General features: G+C 57.1%; 20 protein-coding genes. 10 read left to right on the top strand and 10 right to left on the bottom strand.

The window, feature by feature from the left end; translation table 11 throughout:
* The first annotated feature begins 3 nt into the window (after positions 1-3).
* The 3 genes from fchA to QEV83_RS17995 all read left to right on the top strand — a co-directional run bounded on the left by fchA (position 4) and on the right by QEV83_RS17995 (position 3,311).
* A complete protein-coding gene (gene fchA / locus QEV83_RS17985) occupies positions 4-633 on the top strand; it encodes a methenyltetrahydrofolate cyclohydrolase (RefSeq protein WP_280129025.1) in 630 nt (209 codons plus the stop codon).
* An 88-nt stretch (positions 634-721) separates the two neighbouring features.
* Positions 722-1,657 carry a bifunctional methylenetetrahydrofolate dehydrogenase/methenyltetrahydrofolate cyclohydrolase FolD gene (gene folD, locus QEV83_RS17990; RefSeq protein ID WP_280129026.1) on the top strand — a complete coding sequence of 312 codons (936 nt, stop codon included), beginning with the start codon at positions 722-724 and terminating at the stop codon, positions 1,655-1,657.
* A gap of 106 nt (positions 1,658-1,763) precedes the next feature.
* Positions 1,764-3,311, top strand: coding sequence for a hypothetical protein (locus QEV83_RS17995; protein ID WP_280129027.1), 1,548 nt, complete (start codon positions 1,764-1,766; stop codon positions 3,309-3,311).
* 20 nt (positions 3,312-3,331) lie between these two features.
* Here the strand turns inward: QEV83_RS17995 and QEV83_RS18000 are convergent, their stop codons facing one another.
* Positions 3,332-3,547: a DUF2842 domain-containing protein gene (locus QEV83_RS18000; protein ID WP_280129028.1), complete on the bottom strand. Its 216-nt coding sequence runs from the start codon at positions 3,545-3,547 to the stop codon at positions 3,332-3,334.
* A gap of 167 nt (positions 3,548-3,714) precedes the next feature.
* Here QEV83_RS18000 and QEV83_RS18005 point away from each other — a divergent pair, with 167 nt between their 5' ends.
* On the top strand, positions 3,715-4,692 hold the full coding sequence (locus tag QEV83_RS18005) for a DUF1289 domain-containing protein (RefSeq protein ID WP_280129029.1): 978 nt from the start codon (positions 3,715-3,717) through the stop codon (positions 4,690-4,692).
* Between the two features lies 1 nt (position 4,693).
* Positions 4,694-5,764: a COX15/CtaA family protein gene (locus QEV83_RS18010; RefSeq protein ID WP_280131134.1), complete on the top strand. Its 1,071-nt coding sequence runs from the start codon at positions 4,694-4,696 to the stop codon at positions 5,762-5,764.
* A 13-nt stretch (positions 5,765-5,777) separates the two neighbouring features.
* Here QEV83_RS18010 and QEV83_RS18015 read toward each other — a convergent pair whose 3' ends face one another.
* Complete coding sequence (locus QEV83_RS18015; RefSeq protein ID WP_280129030.1) at positions 5,778-7,304, bottom strand: hypothetical protein; 1,527 nt, start codon at positions 7,302-7,304, stop codon at positions 5,778-5,780.
* Between the two features lie 124 nt (positions 7,305-7,428).
* Complete coding sequence (locus tag QEV83_RS18020; protein ID WP_280129031.1) at positions 7,429-7,866, bottom strand: CoA-binding protein; 438 nt, start codon at positions 7,864-7,866, stop codon at positions 7,429-7,431.
* A 265-nt stretch (positions 7,867-8,131) separates the two neighbouring features.
* Between QEV83_RS18020 and rplM the strand changes: the two genes are divergently transcribed.
* From rplM to argC, 3 genes are all read left to right on the top strand, one after another.
* Positions 8,132-8,602: a 50S ribosomal protein L13 gene (rplM, locus tag QEV83_RS18025; RefSeq protein ID WP_280129032.1), complete on the top strand. Its 471-nt coding sequence runs from the start codon at positions 8,132-8,134 to the stop codon at positions 8,600-8,602.
* Between the two features lie 2 nt (positions 8,603-8,604).
* Positions 8,605-9,084, top strand: a complete 480-nt coding sequence (rpsI, locus tag QEV83_RS18030; RefSeq protein WP_280129033.1) for a 30S ribosomal protein S9 — start codon at positions 8,605-8,607, stop codon at positions 9,082-9,084.
* Between the two features lie 93 nt (positions 9,085-9,177).
* Positions 9,178-10,104, top strand: a complete 927-nt coding sequence (argC, locus tag QEV83_RS18035) for an N-acetyl-gamma-glutamyl-phosphate reductase (protein ID WP_280129034.1) — start codon at positions 9,178-9,180, stop codon at positions 10,102-10,104.
* Between the two features lie 38 nt (positions 10,105-10,142).
* On the opposite strand, the gene QEV83_RS18040 is transcribed toward argC, so the two are convergent.
* From QEV83_RS18040 to QEV83_RS18060, 5 genes are all read right to left on the bottom strand, one after another.
* Positions 10,143-11,426, bottom strand: coding sequence for a L,D-transpeptidase family protein (locus tag QEV83_RS18040; protein WP_280131135.1), 1,284 nt, complete (start codon positions 11,424-11,426; stop codon positions 10,143-10,145).
* 414 nt (positions 11,427-11,840) lie between these two features.
* Positions 11,841-12,353, bottom strand: coding sequence for a winged helix DNA-binding protein (locus QEV83_RS18045; RefSeq protein WP_280129035.1), 513 nt, complete (start codon positions 12,351-12,353; stop codon positions 11,841-11,843).
* A 354-nt stretch (positions 12,354-12,707) separates the two neighbouring features.
* Positions 12,708-16,454 (bottom strand): methionine synthase, encoded by a 3,747-nt coding sequence (gene metH, locus QEV83_RS18050; RefSeq protein ID WP_280129036.1) that lies wholly within the window; start codon positions 16,452-16,454, stop codon positions 12,708-12,710.
* Entirely contained in the window at positions 16,455-17,372 is a 918-nt protein-coding gene (gene metF / locus QEV83_RS18055) for a methylenetetrahydrofolate reductase [NAD(P)H] (RefSeq protein WP_280129037.1), read from the bottom strand.
* Positions 17,369-18,373 (bottom strand): metalloregulator ArsR/SmtB family transcription factor, encoded by a 1,005-nt coding sequence (locus tag QEV83_RS18060; protein ID WP_280129038.1) that lies wholly within the window; start codon positions 18,371-18,373, stop codon positions 17,369-17,371. The genes metF and QEV83_RS18060 overlap by 4 nt, the downstream gene beginning before the upstream one ends.
* Before the next feature lie 13 nt (positions 18,374-18,386).
* Between QEV83_RS18060 and QEV83_RS18065 the strand changes: the two genes are divergently transcribed.
* On the top strand, positions 18,387-18,821 hold the full coding sequence (locus QEV83_RS18065) for a hypothetical protein (RefSeq protein WP_280129039.1): 435 nt from the start codon (positions 18,387-18,389) through the stop codon (positions 18,819-18,821).
* A 121-nt stretch (positions 18,822-18,942) separates the two neighbouring features.
* Positions 18,943-19,599 carry a cupin domain-containing protein gene (locus QEV83_RS18070; RefSeq protein ID WP_280129040.1) on the top strand — a complete coding sequence of 219 codons (657 nt, stop codon included), beginning with the start codon at positions 18,943-18,945 and terminating at the stop codon, positions 19,597-19,599.
* Positions 19,600-19,713: 114 nt separating this feature from the next.
* Here QEV83_RS18070 and QEV83_RS18075 read toward each other — a convergent pair whose 3' ends face one another.
* Together QEV83_RS18075 and QEV83_RS18080 are read right to left on the bottom strand one after the other, a co-directional pair.
* Complete coding sequence (locus QEV83_RS18075; protein ID WP_280129041.1) at positions 19,714-20,436, bottom strand: hypothetical protein; 723 nt, start codon at positions 20,434-20,436, stop codon at positions 19,714-19,716.
* Positions 20,437-20,803: 367 nt separating this feature from the next.
* The gene (locus tag QEV83_RS18080; protein ID WP_280131136.1) at positions 20,804-21,955 is read right to left on the bottom strand and encodes an acyltransferase; all 1,152 of its coding nucleotides are present in this window, start codon (positions 21,953-21,955) and stop codon (positions 20,804-20,806) included.
* Positions 21,956-22,858 lie beyond the last annotated feature (903 nt).

Consider the following 22,858-nt stretch of genomic DNA (forward strand, 5'->3'; position numbering starts at 1 on the left):
CTCATGACCATGAACAGTTCCATCGGGACCTTTCTCGCCGATCTCGCCAGTGAACGCCCGACGCCCGGCGGCGGCGGCGCGGCGGCGGTCTGCGGCGCCATTGGCGCGGCACTTGTCTCCATGGTGGCCAATCTTACCATTGGCAAAAAGAACTATGAAGCGGTCTCCGAAGATCTCAAGGCAGTGAATGCCAAGGCTGAGGCACTGCGCGCTGAGTTGACTAGGGCGATTGAGGAAGATGTCGTGGCGTTCAATTCCGTGATGGCCGCTTATGGGTTGCCGCGAGCAACCGACGACGAGAAAGCCAAGCGCACCGCGGCGATTCAAGCTGCCTTGAGGGATGCGACTCTGGCTCCGTTGCGCGCCGTCAAAGCCTGCTTCGAGGTTATGCGCCTGTCCGCCGCGGTGGCGGAGAAGGGCAATCTGAATGTCATCAGCGATGCTGGGGTCGCCGTGCTTGCGGCGAACGCCGGGTTGCGCAGCGCGGCGCTGAATGTGTTCATCAACGCCAAGGCGATCAAGGATCGCGATTTTGCCGAAAAGCAGCTCGCGGAAGTCAACGCCCTGCTCGCACAGGCGGCGGAGACGACAGAATCCGTTTATCAGACCGTCAAAGCCAAGATCGGCGGGTAAATTTGCTGAAATTCATACGCAAGCGTCGATTTTTCAAATTTCCTCACCGGCGAAATAGGAACGCCGCTACCTAAGGCCGCGGGGGATCATGCTCGAAGTTCATGCGCCAACGGGATGTGCGGTGATCGATGGCAAACGCGCTTCGAAACGGGTGCTTGCGCGCGTGACGGAAGTAGCGCGCTCGCTCGCCGCGCAAGGGCTTAGGCCGGGGCTCGCGGTCATCCTCGTCGGCGAGGATCCGGCAAGCCAGGTCTATGTCAAATCCAAGGGCAAGGCGGCACATGCCTGCGGGTTTCACTCGATCCAGCACGACCTTGCCGCGACGGTCAGCGAAGAGGAGCTGCTGGCTCTCGTCGAAACGCTGAATGCCGATCCGGCGATCCACGGAATTTTGTTGCAATTGCCTTTGCCTCGCCCGCTCGATCCGGGCCGCGTCATCGACGCCATTTCTCCAGGCAAGGATGTCGATGGCCTGCACCCGGTCAATGCTGGGCTGCTTGCGAGCGGCGACATGAAACGCGCGCTCGTGCCTTGCACGCCGGCGGGCAGCATGGTCCTTCTCGACATGGCGGCCGAGGCGCTAGGGGTCAAACTTTCGGGAGCCGAAGCCGTCGTCGTCGGCCGTTCGAATCTGGTCGGCAAGCCAATTGCCCAACTGCTGCTTGGCCGCAATGCGACGGTGACCATCGCCCATTCGCGCACCCTCGGTCTCGCGGCAACGGTGGCGAGAGCCGATGTCGTGATCGCCGCGGTCGGCCGTCCTGAGATGATTCGCGGAGCATGGATCAAGCCTGGCGCGATTGTCATTGACGTCGGCATCAACCGGATGCCGGGCGAGGGTCTAAATGCGTCTGGAATGCCCAAAACGAAGCTTGTCGGCGATGTTGCTTTTGCCGAGACCATCGAGCGCGCGGGTGCGATCACTCCGGTGCCCGGTGGCGTCGGACCGATGACGATTGCGATGCTGATGGAAAATACGCTCCGCGCGGCGCTTTTAAGCTCGGGCCGAACCCCTTCTTTCTGACATTCCGACGCACGGTCTCGTGTGGATTTTCGTGTGCAATTCCAAAAGTTAACTTCGCGGAAACCTTAACGGCGTTTTATGACGCCAGTGGATCGTGGAGTTGGCAATGGACGGGCGCGACTTCGAGGCGCTTTGCACGGGGCGTTCCCGCATCTGGGATCGGGACCAGGAGCACGAAGCTGTGACCGCCAAAATAGGGTGGTTGGCCGGGCTGCCGCTGGCTGTTTTGGTTTTCATCGTCAGTTTGCTTTTTGCCGGTCTCCTTTGTCTGCAGCAGCCACTTTATAGCGCCGAAGCTCAGGTTTTGATCGGTCCGCGCACCGCCGGCCTTATTGGTCTGCGCTCCAACCTTGCTCTTTTTGGAGGTGCCAGCGGTATTGGTCCAGCCGCTGGCCAGGCGCAGCTTATTGCATCGCGTGACCTTGCCCGCCGTGCGATCAAGGATCTTCAGATCGAGGTCAACCCCGAGTTTGACACCGCGGCGCGAAGTTCCGATCCGATCTCCCGGTCGCTCATTTTTCTCGGCATTCTCCGCGATCCCGCCCGGAAAAGCTTGGAGGATCGCGTTCTTGAAACCTATCAAGACCGGCTTCGAGTGAGTGCGCCGGGCATGGGAAGCCTTCTGACCATTGCATTTCAGTCGGAAAACCCAGAGTTTGCAGCAACTGCCGCCAATCGTATCACGGAACTCTATTTGGAAATGCGGGCTGGCACGAGTGCCTTACCGCAGAATGGCGAGGCCCGAATCGCATCGCACGCCACCCCGCCGTTGCAACGGATTTATCCAACCAGGCCCTTAATGCTCTTGTCAGGTGCCGCGATACTTGTCATGGGCCTTGGCGCCTTGGTGTCGGCTGCGGCTTCGGGAAGGCGGGCACCCGGACACCTGGACAAGCCGTTGGAACAGCCTCGTGCCCTGGGGGAGGTTCGTATCGTTGCCCGTCACGGTGAACTGGACAAGCCGCATCTGCGGCGAGCTCTGGAAGACTCCACGGACTCAGAACCTGCCGGGCAGGGGGACCCAGGCTCCGGATACGTCGGCGCAAAAATCATCGCTCGCATTCTTGCAGCGCACGTCAACGGGTACGGCGCGCGAGGCACACGAATCGTTGCGACGACACTGAGCGAGGTGGCGGCGTCCGGTGTCATGCGCGATTTCGCGCGAGATCTTGCGCGGGAAGGACGTTCGATCGTCATCGGTCTCGACCCGTCAAGCCTGTTCGATTTTGGCGAGCTTGCCAGCCGGCCAGATGACGGCGGCCTAGTAGGCGGCGAGGAGCCGGGGCTTTGCGAGCTTCTAAACGGCACAGCCACCTTCGCGGAAGTCATTTGCCGGGATCCCGCCTCCCGTCTGCATTTTCTGCGGGCCGGACGCGACGGTGAATTCAATCTCCACGAATTCGAAAATGTGCTGGATTCCTTGGCGCAGATCTATGATTTTCTCATCATGATCGCGCCGCCGCTTGACGTGACCAACATCGCCGCAATCCTCGCCACGAAAGCGGATTTCGTGTTGCTGGCATCCTCGGCTGGGCCGCAAAACGGCCAAGTTTTAGAAGCCGAGGCGCGATTGATCGAAGCTGGCGCTGGCGAGGTGTTGCTGATTGGCCTGCCGGACCCATCGCCGAGAGTCATCGGCCGGGATGCCGCCTGACGTATAACGCAAGCATGTGATTACGCTCCAGCGTCCGGTTTTTCCATCCATTTGATCAGCGGCATCAGCGGCACGATCCAAACCAAGCCAAGCCCGGCATAGCAAAGAATTTGTATGAGAACAGGCGCTTCCCTCAGCGGGCGCGCTTGTGCCAGGGCCATGGCAATGAGGGCGTAGGCCGGCACAAACAAGATCACGATGATGGTGCCGATAAGTTTGCGGAACCGGCCGCGCATGATGCTCCTTCATTCCGTTGCGGCATGCCGCGCATGGACATGCGCTTTGCGGATGTTTATGGCTTCATCTGTAGACACCGCGTGCCATGAGCACTTCTTAAGCCCTCGCAACTTGATCGCCTATCCAAAACATCCGCTATTGCTACGATCTTGTTCCCGGACAGCGAATGAGCATTGCGACAATGACCATCCCTAGCCCCTGTACCGGTATCTGCAAGATGGACGATGCGTTGGGCGTGTGTCTTGGATGCGGCCGCACCGGCGGCGAGATCGCGGAATGGTCTTTGGCCAGTGACGAGCGCCGGAGCGCGATCTGGGCCGTTCTGCCGCGACGCTTCGACAAATTGGGTCTTGCAATCGCAAGGTTGCCCTGGCCGGCTGGCGAGATTGCGGAATTCGTCGGCCGTAGCCTGGAGCAAAAATCCGGCACCTGGACTCTTGGATGTTACGGGGCGATTGCCGAATTTCTTTGCGTGGATGACGAAACATGCCAAGTGACCGCCGCCGGAGAAACCATCACCGCGCGCTCGACTCGCGGCGCGCTGCGGTTGACGATCGGCGAACACGTCAGAGCGTTGCAGTTGCGTGCCGGCAATGATTATGGCCCAATCTTTCTTGTGGTCCTCAAAGCGAGAGCGAATGTTCCGGTTACGACTACGCTGACGCCGCTCGGCCCCGATGAAGGCGCAATCCAGCCCGAATGCCGCGATCAGCCGTGGTTCGATTTGGGGTTGGGGCGGGACGACCTGCGCTTTTGTGTTCGGTCCTCTTCCGAGGAACTGCACAATACCTTGAACCTTGTGTCGGGACAGCCGCTTACTGCGGTTCTGCGAGATGCCGGAGCCACAATCGTCGCGCATAGTCCAGTAAGGATTGTCGAATCACCGCTTGGGCGGGCAGAGATTTATACCCCGATTCCGCCGCCGGGCGGCCAATCCCCCGATGGGCCGCATACGCATTTGCTGCCCAGCCATCTGGCGATGGGCCGCGCGACACCGCCGGGGATCGATCTGCCTCCGGTTTATGCGCTCGGAGCAACGTTCTATCCCCATGCCGGATCGCAAAAGGGTGTTGGGCCGGAGTATTCCGAGCCTGTGCCTGTGCACGATCTTGTTGCTGGATGTGAGGACTCCAAACGTGGGTGAAATGCCGGCCAGCCGCTTGCATGCGGCAAAAAATGGCTCGCTGACCCCATCCTATCGTGCGGTCGCGATCTGGCTCTGGAGCCTTGCCGGGCTCGTGTTTTTGATGGTGATTGTCGGTGGCGCAACAAGGCTTACCGAATCCGGCCTGTCCATTACCGAATGGAAGCCCTTGAGCGGCATCATCCCGCCGCTCAGCCAAGCCGCGTGGCTGGCGGAATTCGAGAACTACAAAAAAATTCCGCAATATGCACAGCTCTTCCCGGACATGGATTTGGGCGGCTTCAAATTCATTTTCTTCTTTGAGTGGAGCCACCGGCTGCTGGGCCGTCTCATCGGCGCGGCCATGGCGTTGCCGCTTGTTTATTTTTGGGTGAAAGGAAATTTGCCGCCTGGATACAAGGTAAAACTTCTCGCTGTGCTCGCGCTTGGCAGCGTTCAGGGGATTGTTGGCTGGTGGATGGTGAAATCCGGGCTTTCCGATCGGGTCGAGGTCGCGCAAGAGCGTCTCGCCGTTCACCTTCTACTCGCCAGTCTGACGTTCGCCGCGCTGGTTTGGCTGGCAGCCTCACTCAAGCGCCGTGACGCGGAACTTTCGCAACGGGTCTTGCCTGGGCTCAAATGGTTCGCGGGCAGCATCACCTTGCTCGTGCTGCTGCAAATCGGGTTCGGTGCTCTCGTTGCCGGCTTGCGGGCGGGACGCGCCTTCAACACCTGGCCGCTGATCGATGGATATTTTTGGCCGCCCCTCGATCAATTGACTTTGCTGACGCCGCTTTGGCGAAACTTTCTCGACAATATTTTGCTGGTTCAATTTCAACATCGCATGACGGCATATGTGCTTTTGGCGGTTGCACTCGTTCAGGTTTTTTATGCTTCGCGCGTCGCGAGGGGAAGCCGGGCGCAACGGCGCGCCATTGCGGTGGTAGGGCTTGTGGCGGCGCAGACCGCGATTGGAATCGTGGCACTCGTTCTCGTGGTTCCGCTCTGGGCGGGGCTCTTACATCAAGCTTTTGCGATGCTCGTCTTGGGGATGGCGGTGGCGCATGCGCAGGCCCTGTCCCAATCGCGCTAGGACTTCTTTCTTGTCAGTCCGAACGAATCGGAGCGCCCTTCTGACCGGGCGAGCCAAAGGTGAGAAGATCGCCAATGGACTTTCTTTGCGCCTTCGACCACTGGAGCAGCTGCGCGCAAATCCCGGGGTATGGCGCATGCGTATCTTGCGTATTTTTGGCGCAACGCAGGGAGATGAAGTTTTGAAGACTCATCGACAGCTGCAGCGAATAATCGGAGGAATAGAGCTGCGTGTCACTGAACACCACTCCCGAGGGGACGTTGCCGTAATACATCATTCGGAAGCTTTGGTTTGTCCCAGGCTGGCGCGCGGCATCGAGCTTCAAAACCGATCCATTCGCCGAGAATTCGGGCAGGATCGGCACGGTTGGGTAGCCGGCGGTCTGGTGGCATCCCATGCAGGAAGCCTTTGCGTTGTCGACGGGTCCGGCCAGCCGTCCGCCATAACCGAGATGGTCGAAGTTCAGCGGGGCTGTTGCTAAATCCTTGACCGCTTGCTCATTGATCCATTGTTCGGTGAGTTTTTCCCGGTTGCAAGGCCCGGCTGGACCAGCGCACGTGTCCCCGAACGTGACTTTAGGACTATTTCCCCACTGAATCCCTAAAGGTACCATGCGCTTCCATGGCGTTTCTCCATGACTCCTTCCGTCATAGCCGAAGGTTCCGAGCAGCCAGCCTGTGATGCTGCGGTCGTCGCGAACGGATACGTCGATTTGAATGAGGCGGATCGTCGCGATGGCGCGAGCAAAGCGGGAAATCGGTCCCTTGTTGCGCCAGGATGGATCGTCGTTGACAAAGACGTTCGCTTGCCACTCAAGTGCGCCTTTTACGATCGGCAACTGCGGCTCGTTTACCGTCGAGAAGAGGAGCTTGATAATGAAGGAGCCATTGGGGAAATTGTTGAGGGCGGCCGGGTCCGGATTTAAAGCCCCAGGTTTTGGGTTGTCCGGGTCGCAATATACCTGACCCATCCCGAACGCGGCGCGATCGTTGAAATAGCCTCCCGACCATGTGTCGGCGAAGTCATTTTGCAGAGTGCTGAGCGTTTTGCCAGACGAATCGAATTCATGGGTAAAACCGTGGACGAATTCGCGGCCGTCGGTCCCGGGCCAGTCCGAAGCGACCTCGGTGTTCCAATCCATCCATGGCATGCCGTACCATTTCCGGACCTTATTGTCCTCGACGTAGAAATTGGCTTCGACATTGCCCTCCAAACCATAGTCGAGAAGCGCTTGGAGATAGGTTTGTGGATCGACAGGCCCGCCATTCTTGAAGCCAATCTTCAGCCATGGATAGTCCTCCATGGGGGGCAGTTGGTTTGGATAATTCTGGCTGAGCTTGAAAACCCGGCCGCTGTAGCTGGCGGGCGGGTCGCCGCCCTGACCCTGGAGGTAATAATCCTTGAACTTTCCACGCACGCAGTCCTTGCGGGCCAACTGATTGCGAACGGCGTCTTCGTCTGCGGAGGCTGATCCAAGAAACAGGTTGCCGCTTAGGAGAAACAATACAGCGAGAGAACACGTAGAGCTTCGCCTTGGCATGCCAGTTTCTCCAGCCCGTTGGATCTGCAATAGCTTATTTCAACTAATAGCCAGATGATAATATTTCCCTGTGTTCATGTGGGAAAAGGCGGCGTTTAGGCGGAGCGGGGAACGCTCATTGATGCTATTGCCGCCGGAGCCTCAGGCGCTGGTATTCAATCTTGGGGCAACGGTCCATGACGACGTCAACACCGAGCGCCCGCGCCCGCTTTGCCGCCGCATCGTCACGAACGCCGATCTGCATCCAAATGACATTCGGTTTCGGGGACAGCGCCAGCGCCTCGTCGGCGACGGCCCCGGCGGCGGCCGAATTGCGGAAAATATCCACCATATCGATCGGCTCGGGAACATCCGTCAGAGTTTTGAAAAACACCGTTCCGTGTACGCTCTTGCCGGCAAGGCCAGGATTGACTCCGACCACATGGTATCCCTGCGCCAAAAGAAACGCGAAAACACCGTAGGACGGCCGCGTTGCCTTATCCGATGCGCCAACCACCGCGATGGTTTTGACCCTCAAGAGAATGTCACGCAAAATAGCATCGGCGGTGGTGTCACCGGCCATGATTGAGCTTCCTTGACCATGATTTCAATGAGTTGCGGACGATATTGAAGAGATTGAATGACAAAAGCAAGCGGGCGGCTTCAGCGGCCGCAACGCGCAGCGGCGGAGCCAGGTTCATGCCGCGCGGGCCAAACCCTTGTTTCTTTGCCGCGTCTGCCGCAGGAAGCCTTGACCCTAGAGGAAAGCCTGCCTAAAAGGAGCACCAATCGATGCGCAAGCTCCTGTCCCACGGATGGGCTGAGCGCCTATTTGCATGGAAATTTGCATGTTCGGCAAGACTGTTTCCGCCAAAGCGGCGGACGTTGAAAAAAAATGGGTCGTTATCGACGCCAACGGGCTCGTTGTTGGGCGGCTTGCGACGCTGATCGCCTTGCGGCTCCGCGGCAAGCACAAACCCTCCTTCACGCCGCATGTGGATGATGGCGACAACATCATCGTCGTCAATGCCGAAAAAGTGGTTTTGACCGGCCGCAAGCGCGACCAAAAGGTCTATTATCATTACACCGGCTATCAAGGCGGCATTAAAGAACGCACCGCCAAATTCATTCTTGAGGGCCGTTTCCCCGAGCGAGTTGTTGAAAAAGCCGTGGAGCGGATGCTGCCGCGTGGCCCTCTCGGCCGCAGGCAACTCGGCAATCTGCGTGTTTACAAGGGCAGCGAACATCCTCATGCTGCACAAAATCCGGTGGCGCTCGATGTTGCGAGCCTCAACCGCAAGAACGCGAGGCTCGCCTGATTATGATCGAGACGTTAACTTCGCTTCAGGATCTGCAAGGCGCCACGGCGCCGGTTCCAGAAGCTGCCCCCCGTTATGTCCAGAAACTCGATGCACAAGGACGCGCTTATGCGACCGGCAAGCGTAAGGACGCGGTCGCGCGGGTGTGGATCAAGCCGGGTCCCGGCAAGATCGTGGTCAATGGCAGGCCTCTGGAAACGTATTTCGCGCGCCCCGTGCTCCGTATGATCCTGCGGCAGCCGCTCGGTATCACCAAACGCGTTGACCAATATGATCTGACGGTCACGGTTGCCGGTGGCGGCCTCTCTGGGCAGGCGGGTGCCGTGCGTCACGGACTTTCCAAGGCGCTTCTTGCTTACGAACCGGATCTGCGCTCGGTTCTCAAGAAAGAGGGTTTTTTGACTCGCGACCCGCGCGTGGTCGAGCGCAAGAAATATGGCAAGAAGAAAGCCCGCCGGAGCTTCCAATTCTCGAAACGCTGAGCTTTCCCAAAGCTCCTTTCAAGAATCAAGGCGGCCATTGGCCGCCTTTTTCATATTGTCTCCCTGCAACACTCAGCCGCCCAAGGCCGCACCATGAGCGCGAAAATTTTCATCGACGGCGAATCTGGAACCACCGGGCTTGGCATTCGCGCGCGCCTCGAAGCTGACCCGGACGTGGAGCTAGTAAGTCTCCCCGCGGGTCAACGGAAGGATTTGGACGCCAAGAAGGCCGTGATGGAACAGGCCGACATCGTGGTTCTTTGCCTGCCAGACGAAGCCGCCCGCGAAACCGCTGCGATCGCCGCCGCGATGGGGAGCAAAGGTCCGCGCATTCTCGACGCATCGACCGCGCACCGTGTCGCGCCTGGCTGGACTTATGGCTTCCCGGAACTTGTTCCCGGCCAGGCCGAAGCGATCGCCAACGCGAGATATGTCGCCAACCCGGGCTGCTATGCGACGGGCGCCATCGCGCTGCTGCGCCCGCTTATCGACAAGGGGCTTTTGCCGGCCAATGTTCCGCTCACGATTTACGCGGTGTCCGGCTATTCCGGCGGCGGCAAGGCGATGATCGCGGACTATGAGAAGGGCACCGCGCCAGCGTTTGAGGCTTATGCACTTGGCCTTGAACACAAACATGTGCCGGAGATCGAGCGTTATGCCCGCCTTACACGTCGCCCATTGTTTGCGCCATCGGTCGGCAATTTCGCGCAAGGGATGCTGGTGTTCGTGCCGCTCTTTTTAGAGGATCTGCCGGGGAAGCCGAAGGGTGCCGATCTTGCGGACACTTTGGCCGCGCATTATGCGGCAAGCCCTTTCGTCAAGCTTGTTCCGGCGGAATCATCCGGCAAGATCGAACCGGAGTCCTTGAACGGCACGAATGATCTCGAACTTCGGGTGTTCGCCAATGCGGCGAGGGGGCACGCAATTCTGGTCGCCAAACTCGACAATCTTGGCAAGGGCGCATCCGGCGCGGCACTACAAAATCTCAAATTGATGCTGCAGAATCAGGCGCCGAATTAGCGCCTGATAGGAACCAGCTGAACCGGAAGCTGGCGCGGCTATTGGTCGTCGTTCATCGGTTCGAGCGCCGCGCCACGAGCGCCGCCGACGGGATGAGATACAGGCTGCGGCTGCATCGGTGAGAGGGGAGGCGCCATCGACGCATCGGCGGCGACCGGCGAGAAGCCATCGCGCTGGTAGATATCCTCGCGGAACTGGGCGAGACCCTCGGGTGTGGCCCAGGCTGTGATATACACCCAGTAAACGGGAATCTGGGTCGCAAGCTTGACGTCCGTACGATCGCCTGAGCGGATCACTTCATCGATATGAGGGCGATCCCAGCCGGGCGTGTCTTTGAGCAGCCACGTCACATAATCGCGGACATTCTGGACGCGGATGCAGCCGGACGAGACAAACCGGTCATCGTCGCCGAAAATTCCCTTTTCCGGCGTGTCGTGCATATAGACGCCATAGGGATTGTTGATGTTGATGCGCACCACGCCAAGCGAATTGAGATCGCCGCCCGGATCCTGGCGGAACTTGTAATTCACGGCATCGAGCGAATTCCAATTAATCTGATTGGGCTGAAGCTCCTGGCCATCCTTGTCAAAAATCCGGATCTTGTGATCGTTGAGATAGTTTGCGTCTTTTTGCATGCGCGGGATCAAATCCTTGCGGATGATCGACACCGGCACGGTCCAATATGGATTGAAATTGATATCGATTGCCTTCGTCATCATGACGGGCGATTGGCGGTCGATCTTGCCGACGCCGGCGGCATGATGGGTTGCGACAACACCGTTCTCGACTGTTTCGACTTCCATCGCCGGAATATTCGCCATGACGAAACGGTCGCCGAGATTGCCGGTATAGGAGCGCAACCGGATGAGATTCACCTCAAGCTGGTGGAGCCGGTAATCAGCAGGCACGTTGAGAGCCGTGAAAGTTTCCTTGGAAACCACACCGCTTTGGAGAAGCCCATGCCGGGCCTGAAAATGTTTGACAGCGGCGTCGACAAACGAATCGAAAACAGGCGAAGCGCCCGCGGACGGATCGAGATCCCCAGAAGCCGCGAGTCGCCTGCGCAATGCGACAACCGCGGCACCATTCGCACCAATTTTCAGCGTCTGTCCCGCGGGAACCGGGGTCCAACCGCCATTGGAGACGATCTGGCGATAGGTTTCGATCGCCTGTTCCGTCGCCGAGAATGTTTGCACGGAAAGAACTGGCGTATTGGAGCGGACGACCGCGAGCCGGGAATCGGCATCGTAACGTTGTGCCCACTCGGCCTGTTCGCCAAAGGAGATATCCGCTGGACCCGCTGCCGCGGTGCCTGCGTGGATGAAGCCGAAGACCGCTGCCAAGCCCGCAACGGCCGCCGCGCGCCGGATTTGGCCATGATAGCGTGCCGCCGGTGAATTTGCTTTTATCCCAAATCTCAATGTCTCAACCTCCAACGCCTTTGCCTTTCGGCATTTTAGGTCCACACCGGCCGATGCTGGTTCCAGGGACGAACGGATCCAACATCCGCACGCGCTTCTCATCTGTTTGCAACGTCATGGTCCCATCAAACCGCCCGGTGACAGGCTGCAAATGACCGTGTCAATGGAGCTGGCATGATAATGGTTAAAAAGGCACAAACAGGGCGGCAAATTTGTGGCGCCGGGCTTGAAATATGGCCTCCTATGAATGAAACGGCGCGAGAGTCGTTGTTTATCTTCGGCTTTGCACACTTCTCCGGCATGCAAGCGGTCGAGTTACAGCCTATATCTGATTTGATCGGTCCAGAATCGCTCGAGCCGAACCAGCGATTGGTTCAGTTTTGAAAACTCCTCGGTGCTGATGCCGCCGATTTGCTCGACGGTGGAAACATGCTTGTCATAGAGCGCGGCGACGATCTCGTGAATATCGCGGCCCTTGCCGGTTAAACTGATTCGCACCGCGCGGCGGTCGACCCGCGAGCGGGCATGGTGCAGATACCCGGTTTCGACCAATTTCTTGACATTGTAAGAGACATTCGAGCCGAGATAATAGCCGCGCGTGCGCAACTCGCCCGCCGTCAACTCCTTGTCGGAAATATTGTAAAGCAGCAATGCTTGAACGGCGTTGACATCGCTGCGGCCGCGCCGGTCGAACTCGTCCTTAATCACGTCGAGAAGCCGCCGGTGCAGCCGTTCGACGAGTGTCAGGGCTTCGAGATAAACGGGCCGGACAGCGGGCGGGCGGCCGGCGCGAGCTTCCACGAGCTCGTTTTTCAAGGCTTCGATCATAACAAACCTCTTTTGCAGTAAATTGTCACTGTTAATTCGCAAGGCGGCGGCATCCTAACCGGCGCGTATCTAACCAAAATACAAGCAACAAATGAAAACCTGTTTAAGCAACAAAATGAATCCCAAGTTTATACGAATCAGTAAATCAAATCTGAAATAAAGATTCTGTTTACAGTTTGATTCTGTTAATATTTGATGATACGCTAAGTATAGTTTAAAAATGTAATAAATGATACAAATACGCGTGGTTTTTCCTGCGTGTTGCAAGTTGGCTGCTAACGTCCGAGCCGGTCGCAACAGGATATCAGCGGCACCCTGATCGATGCCGGCACCTATTGATCATTCTCCGCCGCGTCACTCCGCCGCCGCGGCGGCTTCCGCCAGGGCCGCCGGGTCATAATTCAAGACTGGTGCCAGCCAACGCTCCACTTCGGAAATATTCATGCCCTTGCGCCGCGCGTAATCCTCAACCTGATCGCGCTCGATCTTCGCCACTCCAAAATAATGCGATTCGGGGTGCGCGAGATAAAGGCCGGAGACGGACGAGCCTGGCCACATGGCGTAACTCTCGGTGAGCGACACGCCAATCCTGCGTTCCGCTTCGAGCAGTTTGAACAGTGTGGCTTTCTCGGTGTGATCGGGCTGCGCCGGATAGCCGGGCGCTGGCCGGATGCCGCGATATGTCTCGTTGATCCGCTCGTCATTTGTCAAAATTTCATCTGGCGCATAGGCCCAGAATTCGCGCCGGACTCGCTCATGCATGCGCTCGGCAAAAGCTTCCGCGAGACGGTCAGCGAGCGCTTTGACAAGGATCGAACCATAATCATCGTTCGCCTTGGCAAAGCGCTTGGAGATTTTGTCTTCCCGGGCACCGGAGGTAACGACGAAAGCGCCGATATAATCCGGCTTGCCTGACTCCACCGGCGCGACGAAATCGGCAAGCGCCAGATTGGGCCGCCCATCGCGCCGTAACAATTGCTGGCGCAAAGTGTAGAATGATGCGAGGTTTTCGGCGCGTGACTCGCCCGTATAAAGGTTGATATCCTCGCCAACACTGTTCGCTGGCCAAAAACCGATGACGCCTTTCGGGTCGAACCATCGTTCCTCGACGACACGCGCGAGCATCGCCTGCGCATCGTCGAACAATTGCCGTGCCGCCTCGCCCTGTTTTTCATCGTCGAGGATCGCCGGATAGCGGCCGCGCATTTCCCAGGTCTGGAAAAACGGCGTCCAATCGATATAGGGAACGAGTTCTCCGACGTCATAGGTGCGGAACACCCGCGTGCCGGTAAACAGCGGACGCGGCGGCGTGTAGGCTGCCCAATCGGTTTTGAACGAATTGGCGCGCGCCTTGGCCAGCGGCAGACGCTGTTTGTCGGCCTCGGAGCGCCGGTGCGCTTCCGCCACCTTGCCATATTCGGCCCGGATCGTGTCGATATAGGCGCCCCGCGCTTCGGTCGAGAGGAGCGCCTGGACGACACCGACGGCGCGGCTTGCGTCGGTAACATAGACTGCTTGGCCCTTGGCATAATTGGGATGGATTTTGACCGCCGTATGGACCCGGCTTGTCGTCGCACCGCCGATTAAAAGGGGCAGCTCGAAACCTTCGCGCTCCATCTCGGCGGCGACGAAACACATCTCGTCGAGCGACGGCGTGATGAGTCCGGAGAGGCCAATGGCATCGACGTTTTCTTCCCGCGCGGTCGCGAGAATTTTGGCCGCCGGAACCATGACGCCCAGATCGATGATTTCGTAATTGTTGCAGGCTAAAACCACGCCGACGATATTCTTGCCGATGTCATGCACGTCACCCTTGACAGTGGCCATCAGGATTTTGCCAGCGTTCGATCGCCCGCCAGTGCCATTCTTGCGCTTTTCCTCGTCCATGTAAGGCAGAAGATAAGCAACCGCCTGTTTCATCACCCGCGCCGATTTGACGACTTGCGGCAAAAACATTTTGCCGGAGCCGAAAAGATCGCCGACGACATTCATACCCGCCATCAGCGGTCCTTCTATGACATCGAGCGGTTTTTTCGCGGCGGCTCGCGCCTCTTCGACGTCTCGATCGACAAATTCAGTGATACCGTTAACGAGGGCGTGTTCGAGGCGCTTTGCCACCGTCTCCTCACGCCAGGCAAGATTCTTCTCTACGGCTTGCGCCCCCTGACCTTTGTAACCTTCGGCCAGTGCAAGAAGTCTCTCGGTAGCGTCTGGCCGCCGGTTAAGAACGACATCCTCGCAGGCATCACGAAGTTGCGGCTCGATCTCGGCATAGACGGCGAGCTGGCCAGCATTGACGATGCCCATGTCCATGCCAGCGGCAATCGCGTGATAGAGGAATACCGAATGCATGGCCTCGCGCACCGGCTCATTGCCGCGAAACGAGAAGGACAGATTGGAAACGCCGCCGGAAATATGCACGAGCGGATATTTTTGGCGGATTTGCCGCGCCGCCTCGATGAAATCGACGCCGTAATTGTTGTGCTCGTCGATGCCGGTCGCGACCGGGAAAATATTTGGATCGAAGATGATGTCTTCCGGCGGAAACCCGGCATCCTTGGTGAGGATCTCATAGGCGCGCGAACAAATATCGACCCGGCGTTCCAGCGTGTCGGCTTGGCCCTTTTCATCGAAGGCCATCACGACGACGGCGGCGCCATGTGCGCGCACGGCCTTCGCCTCGGCAAGGAACTTTTCGACGCCGGCTTTCATCGAGATCGAATTGACGATGGCCTTGCCTTGCACGCATTTGAGGCCGGACTCGATGACCTGGAATTTCGAGGAATCGATCATCACCGGCACCCGCGAAATATCAGGCTCGGCGGCAACGAGGTTCAAAAACTCGACCATTGCCTTCTCGGAATCGAGCAAACCTTCGTCCATGTTGACATCGATGATCTGCGCGCCCGCCGCGACTTGGTCGCGCGCGACATCAAGGGCAGCGGCGAAATCGCCTTCCTTGATCAATTTGCGGAATTTGGCCGAGCCGGTGACATTGGTGCGCTCGCCCACATTGACGAAGGGAATCTCATGGTTGAGGACGAAAGGTTCCAACCCCGACAAGCGCAGCAACGGCTCGATCTTCGGCACTTTTCTCGGCGCAATACCTTTTACGCGTTCGGCGATTGCATGGATATGCTCGGGCGTTGTTCCGCAACAGCCGCCGATAATATTGACAAGTCCTGCATCCCCGAACTCACCAACGAGCGAGGCCATATATTCGGGGCTTTCATCATAAAGACCGAACTCGTTCGGCAGGCCGGCATTCGGGTAGGCGCAGACGAGCGTATCGGCGATCCGGGATAATTCGGCGAGATGGGCGCGCATCTCACGGGCGCCAAGCGCGCAGTTGAGGCCGATCGTCAAGGGTTTTGCGTGACGCAAGGAATACCAGAACGCCGAGGGTGTCTGACCGGACAGGGTGCGGCCGGAGAGATCGGTAATGGTCCCCGAAATCATGACCGGAAGACGCTCGCCGCGCTTCTCAAAAACGCTGTCGATGCCAAACAGCGCCGCCTTGGCGTTGAGCGTGTCAAAAATCGTCTCCACGATCAGAAGATCGGCGCCGCCTTCGATCAGCGCGTCCGCCGCCTCGGCATATGCCGCACTCAACTCGTCGAAGCTCACCGCGCGAAAACCAGGATTGTTGACGTCGGGCGAAATCGAGGCAGTGCGGTTGGTTGGCCCTAAGGCACCCGCAACGAAGCGGCGAATCCCATCTTTTTGTTCCGCCGCGTCTGCGGCTTCGCGGGCAAGCCGCGCCGAGGCGAAATTCAATTCGGTGACAAGCTCTTCCATCCCATAATCGGCTTGCGCGATCCGCGTCGAGCTGAACGTATTTGTTTCGACGATGTCGGCGCCCGCCTCGAAATAGTTAAGATGAATGGCTCGTATCGCATCCGGCTGGGTCAGGCTCAAAAGATCGTTGTTGCCGCGCAGGTCACGCGGCCAATCGGCGAAGCGCGTGGCGCGAAAGTCGGCTTCGCTGAATTTGTGCTGCTGGATCATGGTGCCCATGGCGCCGTCGAGCACGAGGATTCTTTCCACAGCTGCTGACAGAAGGGCATTGCGCGTTTCTTCTCCTGTAAACTTTCGCGTCATTCAGGCGGCCCTTTGTTCGAGATTCGGGCGCAGGCCCAAAAGATGGCAGATCGCATAGACGAGGTCAGCGCGATTCATGGTGTAGAAATGAAATTCCCGGATGCCGTGATCGACAAGATCAAGAACCTGTTCCGCAGCGACCGTCGCGGCGACGAGCTTTCGCGTTTGCGGATCATTTTCGAGCCCTTCGAAGCGATCAGCGAGCCATTGCGGAACGCTGGCGCCCGCGCGCTTGGCGAAATTCGCCGTTTGCTGAAAATTCTGAACAGGCACAATGCCTGGCGTAATTGGGACATCGATTCCCCGCGCCCGCACCTTATCGAGGAAGCGCAAATAGATTTCATTTTCGAAAAAAAATTGGGTGATCGCCCGGCTGGCCCCGGCATCGATTTTTGCTTTCAAAACATCGATGTCGGCATCCGCCGAGGCACTTTCGGGATGGCCTTCTGGATAGGTTGAGACGGAGATTTCAAAATCGGCGATCCGGCTGATCCCGGCAACCAGTGCGGCGGAATTCGCATAGCCATCCGGATGCGGGCGGAATTTCGATCCGGGTCCGTCCTGTGCATCGCCGCGCAGCGCGACGATATGGCGGACGCCGATGTCCCAATAGCCGTGGACGATAGTATCGATTTCATCCCTCGCGGCGGCGACGCAGGTCAGATGCGCGGCGGGCTTCACCTTGGTCTGGTTGACGATCCGGGCAACCGTCGCATGCGTGCGTTCGCGGGTCGAGCCGCCGGCGCCATAAGTCACGGAAACAAAACTCGGACCCAGAGGCGCGAGCCGTTTGATCGATTCCCAGAGGGTTGCTTCCATCGCCTCGCTCGCCGGAGGAAAAAACTCGAACGAGACAGAAATATCAGGACAGAGCGAGCGGCTCGCACGCGGAAAACTACAAGATTGCTTTTCATTCATGCGAATTCTCGCGTCGTTACAGGAAGCGGGTCGGCGAGCACGCGGGGGTCGCGGCCTAGCCAAAGCGAAACGGTGAGTTTGTTGGCTTCGCCGCGGCCGGGCACTAGATCGCTTTTCATCGTCAAATCCAGTCCCGCGGAAGCCATGAACCCCGCAATTTCCTCGGCCGCGAAGCCAAGCCGCCGGTGCGCATGCGCCGTACGGAGCGTTTCGTCCTCATGGGGAGCGAAATCGACGATGAGCAGGCGTCCCCCCGGGCGCAAAGCCCGCGCCGCTTCACGAATGGCACGCAGGGGATCGTCGAGATAATGCAGAACCTGATGCATGATGACGAGATCGTAGCCATCCGCTTCGACCGGCGCCGCGTAGATGTCACCTTGCCGCAATTGGACATTGCGCAGGCCGGCACGCTCAATACGGGCACGGGCGACGCTCAGCATCTGGGGCGATTGATCAATCCCAACGGCCCGTGCCGCGAGCGGCCCCAAAAGTTCGAGCATCCGGCCCGTGCCAGTACCAAGATCGAGCAGCGTTTGGATCGGATCCGGCCCGGCGGCCGCACGAATTGCCGCTTCGACCTTTTCTTCCGGAACATGCAGGGCGCGTAATTGATCCCAGTTCGCCGCTTGTGCCGCGAAATAGTTCGCCGCCTGAGTCGCGCGCGTCTTGCGAACTTGATCGAGCCTGGCGCAGTCGGCGGTCAGGTGGACATCGCCAGGAGCCAGCCGCTCGATGACGTCGCGGGCAAAACCGCCAACCGGTCCAGTCTGCGCGATCCGGAAGAAAACCCAAGATCCCTCGCGATGACGCTCGACAAGTCCCGCTTCGACGAGGAGCTTGAGGTGGCGGGAGATGCGTGGCTGCGATTGGCCAAGGATCGTCACCAGTTCACTGACCGTGAGTTCCGTCTCGGAGACAAGAGCAAGCAGGCGTAGACGCGTGGGTTCACCCGTGGCGGCCGCGGCGGCGAGAATCGCGTCGAAAGTTATGGGCTCAGACATAAGCTTCCTTCAAATGATCAACGTCCTTAACAATATGCAGATATATTTATATGTAAAGAGGTTTTCAATGTGGCCAGGCCAGGGATTTAACCTCCTTATTTTTTCCTTCTTTGCGAAACTCCAACGGAAGGATAAAACCTCTGGGCACAAAAAAAGTAATTCCTCAGAATTATTCCCAAGGATGGAAGTCATGAAAACCCTCGCCAGCTTAATACTCGCCGGAACCCTTGTTTTTGCGTTCGGGCAATCCGGCTATGCGCAGATGACCCCGCCCGCAACTCCGGCGGCCCCTGCCGCGCCTAAGGCGCCTGCGATGTCAAAAAAGATGGCCATGCCCGAGGATCCCGCCAAATTAGCCAAGTCCAAGGAATGTTCGGCTCAGGCGGACGCGCAAAAATTACATGGCAAGGCGCGCAAGGAATTTCGCGAAAAATGCAAGAAAAGCTGACGTTGTAGGCCGGTTGGCGCTTGCTTTTGATGTGAGACCGAGCGCTCGCTGTTAAGCGAGGGCTCCAGGCGAGGACCGCCTGGGGCCGCGACATTACCAAGTTTATCTTAAGAGGCCTGCGTTGCCAAAAACGAATGGCCCAATTGTCGGCCGCCGGGACGTTTTGCAAAGCGCGGCGATCGCTGGCGCCGCCGTTTTCTCCCCGACGCTCGCCGATGCGGGAAAGGTTCGGAAGGTAAGGCAAATGACCGGTGGTCTGACGGCGGAAGAGATCATCAGCCTGCTGAAGCTCGAACCCAATGCGACTTGTGGCTTCGTGCGGGTGACGTTCGTAAGCAAGCAATCGATTGCAGCGGGTGGCTTGCCGGCGCCTTTCGCCGATGCCCGGCCTTTGGGCTCGGCACTTTATTTTCTAGTGACACAAACCGCGCCCGTGCGGCTTCACCGTATCCGAAACGATCAATTGTACCATTATTACCTTGGTGATCCCCTGGAGCTGTTCCTGCTGCACGCCGATGGCACCACCGATCTCCTCATCGTCGGACCGGATTTGCGCAAGGGCCAGCACGTGCAGCAATTGATCCCCGGCCACACGTTTCATACCGCTCGCCTGCTCGGGCAAGGCCATTGGTTTCTGGGGGGGAGCACAGAATGGCCGGGTGTCGTGCCAGCGGATGTGGAAATTGGCGATGTCGAAGCGCTGGCGAAGAAATATCCCGGAGTTGCGGGCGAATTACGCGCCATCGCCGCCTCGGTGCGGCCGTTGCCTCCCGCGTAAAGCCCTCTTGAGCAACCCTATGCGCAAGGTAAGAGCGTTCCGCAAAACTACGAAACAAACACCACGTGGGCGCCCAGCCCTAGTCCCCAGGCTGCATGGTAAGCTATGCACCGTTCAATTCGGTTTTGGCCATTTTCGCAGCAAATCGAACCCCGCAAGTTTTTCTGCCGCCGACGCGTTCCAAGTCAGCACGCAATAGCCGCGTGTGACGCCTGTTTCATGAACCGCCGGTGTTTTTGGGAAAAAAATGTCGAAATCAGACACCCCATTTCTGGCCAAATATTCGAGGGTCAAACTCTTGCCGTCTCCGTAATCATCGAATTTATAGCCCGAGTCATCTGGAACCTGAAAATCGTCGATGAGGATGACCGCGGCTGGATTTCGGTCGCGAATAAGATGCAACTCATCGGCAAGAGGAAGATATTCATACCAATGCGCATCTAAATAATAAAAGTAGGGCATATTTTCATCGCGTTCCTTGTTAAGGATCGTTTTCAGCACATCAACGGAGTTTCCATGAAACACCTCTATATTTGGAAATTTACTCAGCCTCAATTTAGAAAAGACCACATATCTCTTTTTGGCATCAATTGTTGTTATAGGCAGGTTGAATTGAGCTAACCATGAGGTGGTGCCACCACGATAGGTTCCAGTTTCTATTATTTTTGTTATCCCAAAGTTACTAAAAATTTTTCTGCAGATTTCCATGCGGCTGGTTTGACCATTCATTGGGCCGAATCCGTAAAATTTTTTGTAGATTTGGCTTCTATACTCGATGTGACCGATCAAAGTTTGGGGAACAAGCTTTTCGATGAATTCCCTTACCATGGTCTGCATAAAGTTGCTCCTGGCCGTCTGCAATGGGATTAAAGTACCGCGCGGCAGTACCAATAGGTGTATAACACAGCGGCTGAGAGATGCTGCAAATTGTGCTGCTCTAAGAGGAGGCGCGACCAAACATCGCGCTTGACAGCTCCCGAGCTGACAGATCAGAAAGTATACTAAGAAGTAATACCAAAGGTCATTAGGATTGACTGACGTGCGCCTAATCGCGCATTCCGATTGAGGTGATTGTCTGCGGCTCAGCGATGAGCTTTCGCCAAGCCTCGCATGCAGCGTCGATGATGGCGGCGTAGCTATCGGACGTTTGGCCTTGCGTTGCAGATTACTATGCTGGACGACGTCGTCTCGATTCCTGAACAAATCAACTTACGACGTGGTCGAGTTTCTTGCGATTCAACGTTCGTTTCAAAAACAACCTCGCTGGGGTCTCATAATATCTGGCAAATATATAGCCAACGAATAGGATTGCGATCAGGTGCCCGACCAGAAATACATCAAAAAGGCTGTCACTCAGTGTGATTTTATGCCCGATGAACATGATCATATACAGGGTCATCGGATGAACCAAGTAGACAGGATATGACACCAACCCTAGGAATTCGCACCACCCGTCCGTCCGGGCAGGTCGACTGTTAATACCGTTTATGACCGCGACCATGAGCAGCCCAAAGGCAGGAATATACAACCAACCACGGATCTTGATCGAAAATACGAAAATGGTAAGAATTATTGCCGAGGAGATGAATATATTGGCGCGCATTATTGGCAATTGCCCAGATCGCCAAAGCTTGAAAAGCAAGACACCCCCGAAGAAACCAGCAATTACCCGAGGGAAGCCCGCCACGAAGTTGGTCTTTTGGTCACCCCCCAAATCCCCCAAGCTGACGACTCCGATCATACCGATAACCAAGAGCGCGGTGAGTACACGAATGGATAGAAAGCGGACGAATAGAACATAAGCGCCGTTGGCGACGACCTCAAAGAACAGCGACCAGATGGGTGGACTGAAGGTAAAAACAAAATTGTTGAGAGAGTTTGGCTGAAGGTAGGGCAGTACCAGAAGCGAGAGAACTGCCGATATAGCGCCGGCGGGGTAGCTATATGCCTGTGACGGATTGGTGAAGTTGTGGATCACACCAAAGACGATGCCACCTAGCGCACCGATGAACAGCATCGGGTACAGCCGGATGAGGCGGCTGAGCACAAACTGCCCCTTGCTGGTTGGTGAGACGAGACGGTCATCCCACGAATAGGTGATAACGAAGCCGCTTAGGATAAAGAACAGATCAACCGCAAGCTCACCGTTTGGCACTATGCCGCCGCTGTCAAAACTGTGGTACAGGACGACTACCAAGGCCGCGACGCCGCGCAGACCGTCCAGAACAGCGAACCGTTTTCGAGACGAAAGAATCTGTTGTTCAGCGGTGGCCTCCTTGACGAAGCTCAGCTCAGTAAGGGAGGGATGGGAGAGCAAAGAAGCGCGACCCATCAATTCCGGCCTCTCATCGTTCATCACTCAAAAACTCTCACGCATAGGGCACGCCGTGTCACCCTTCAGCATTTGGCCTTCTCGCTTTTTTGATGGTGAATGCAAACTCGGCCGCTCATATGTCTTCTCCGGTGCGTATCTCAAGACTCGTGCTCAGGAAAAAAGCCCTTGATCCATAAGGGCTTTTTCTGTGTATAAATCAGGCGTGACCATCAAGCGAACCAAAGCAGATGAATGTTTACGGAATTGCATTGACCTTGGTTTGCATGTGAGTGTCGTGACGATGCACCACCGTCGTATCTGTGGTGCATCCGCACCGCACCGACGCGTTGCGGTTGAAGACATTGAACTTTTGCGCCACGATATTAAGGCAGGCTTTTTCAGTCGTACATACCACCTTGTATGGCGAAGGTATGTCGACGAGACCCCCTACGCATTCACCCCCAATGCTACTACGGAGATCGCAGTAGAATTCAAAACTCCGCACTCGTAGATGGTGTTGGCGGTGAAGGGAACAAAGTTAGGGCACAACTTATTGAAAACTTTTATGCCCTCAGCGGCCGCCGCTGGTCCCCAAGACTTATTCGCGAAGTTCACTTTCAATTTGCCGCTGAAGCGTTCTCTGATAACCGCAACGCGAACATTGAAGTTAAGACCGCAAGGCCAATAGTTAGACTTCGACGCATGAACCAATCTTCCTCCCACGTTATCACTCCACCAACGTATGACGGGTGCAAGCACGTGCGTAATGGCGCATGCGACAAAATACTTTTTGCCTAAGGACTCCGCGGAACAAGACCCGTTTGAGTTTCTCAATAGACGTTCGAAGATATGTTATTGATGGTGACGGGTTTCAATTGTAAGAATGTGCGCGCGCGTTTTGCAGTTGCATGAGCCCGAGAACAAAACACGGACAGCAGCGCATGA

It is taken from the genome of Methylocapsa sp. D3K7 (genome assembly GCF_029855125.1).
Lineage (GTDB): Bacteria > Pseudomonadota > Alphaproteobacteria > Rhizobiales > Beijerinckiaceae > Methylocapsa.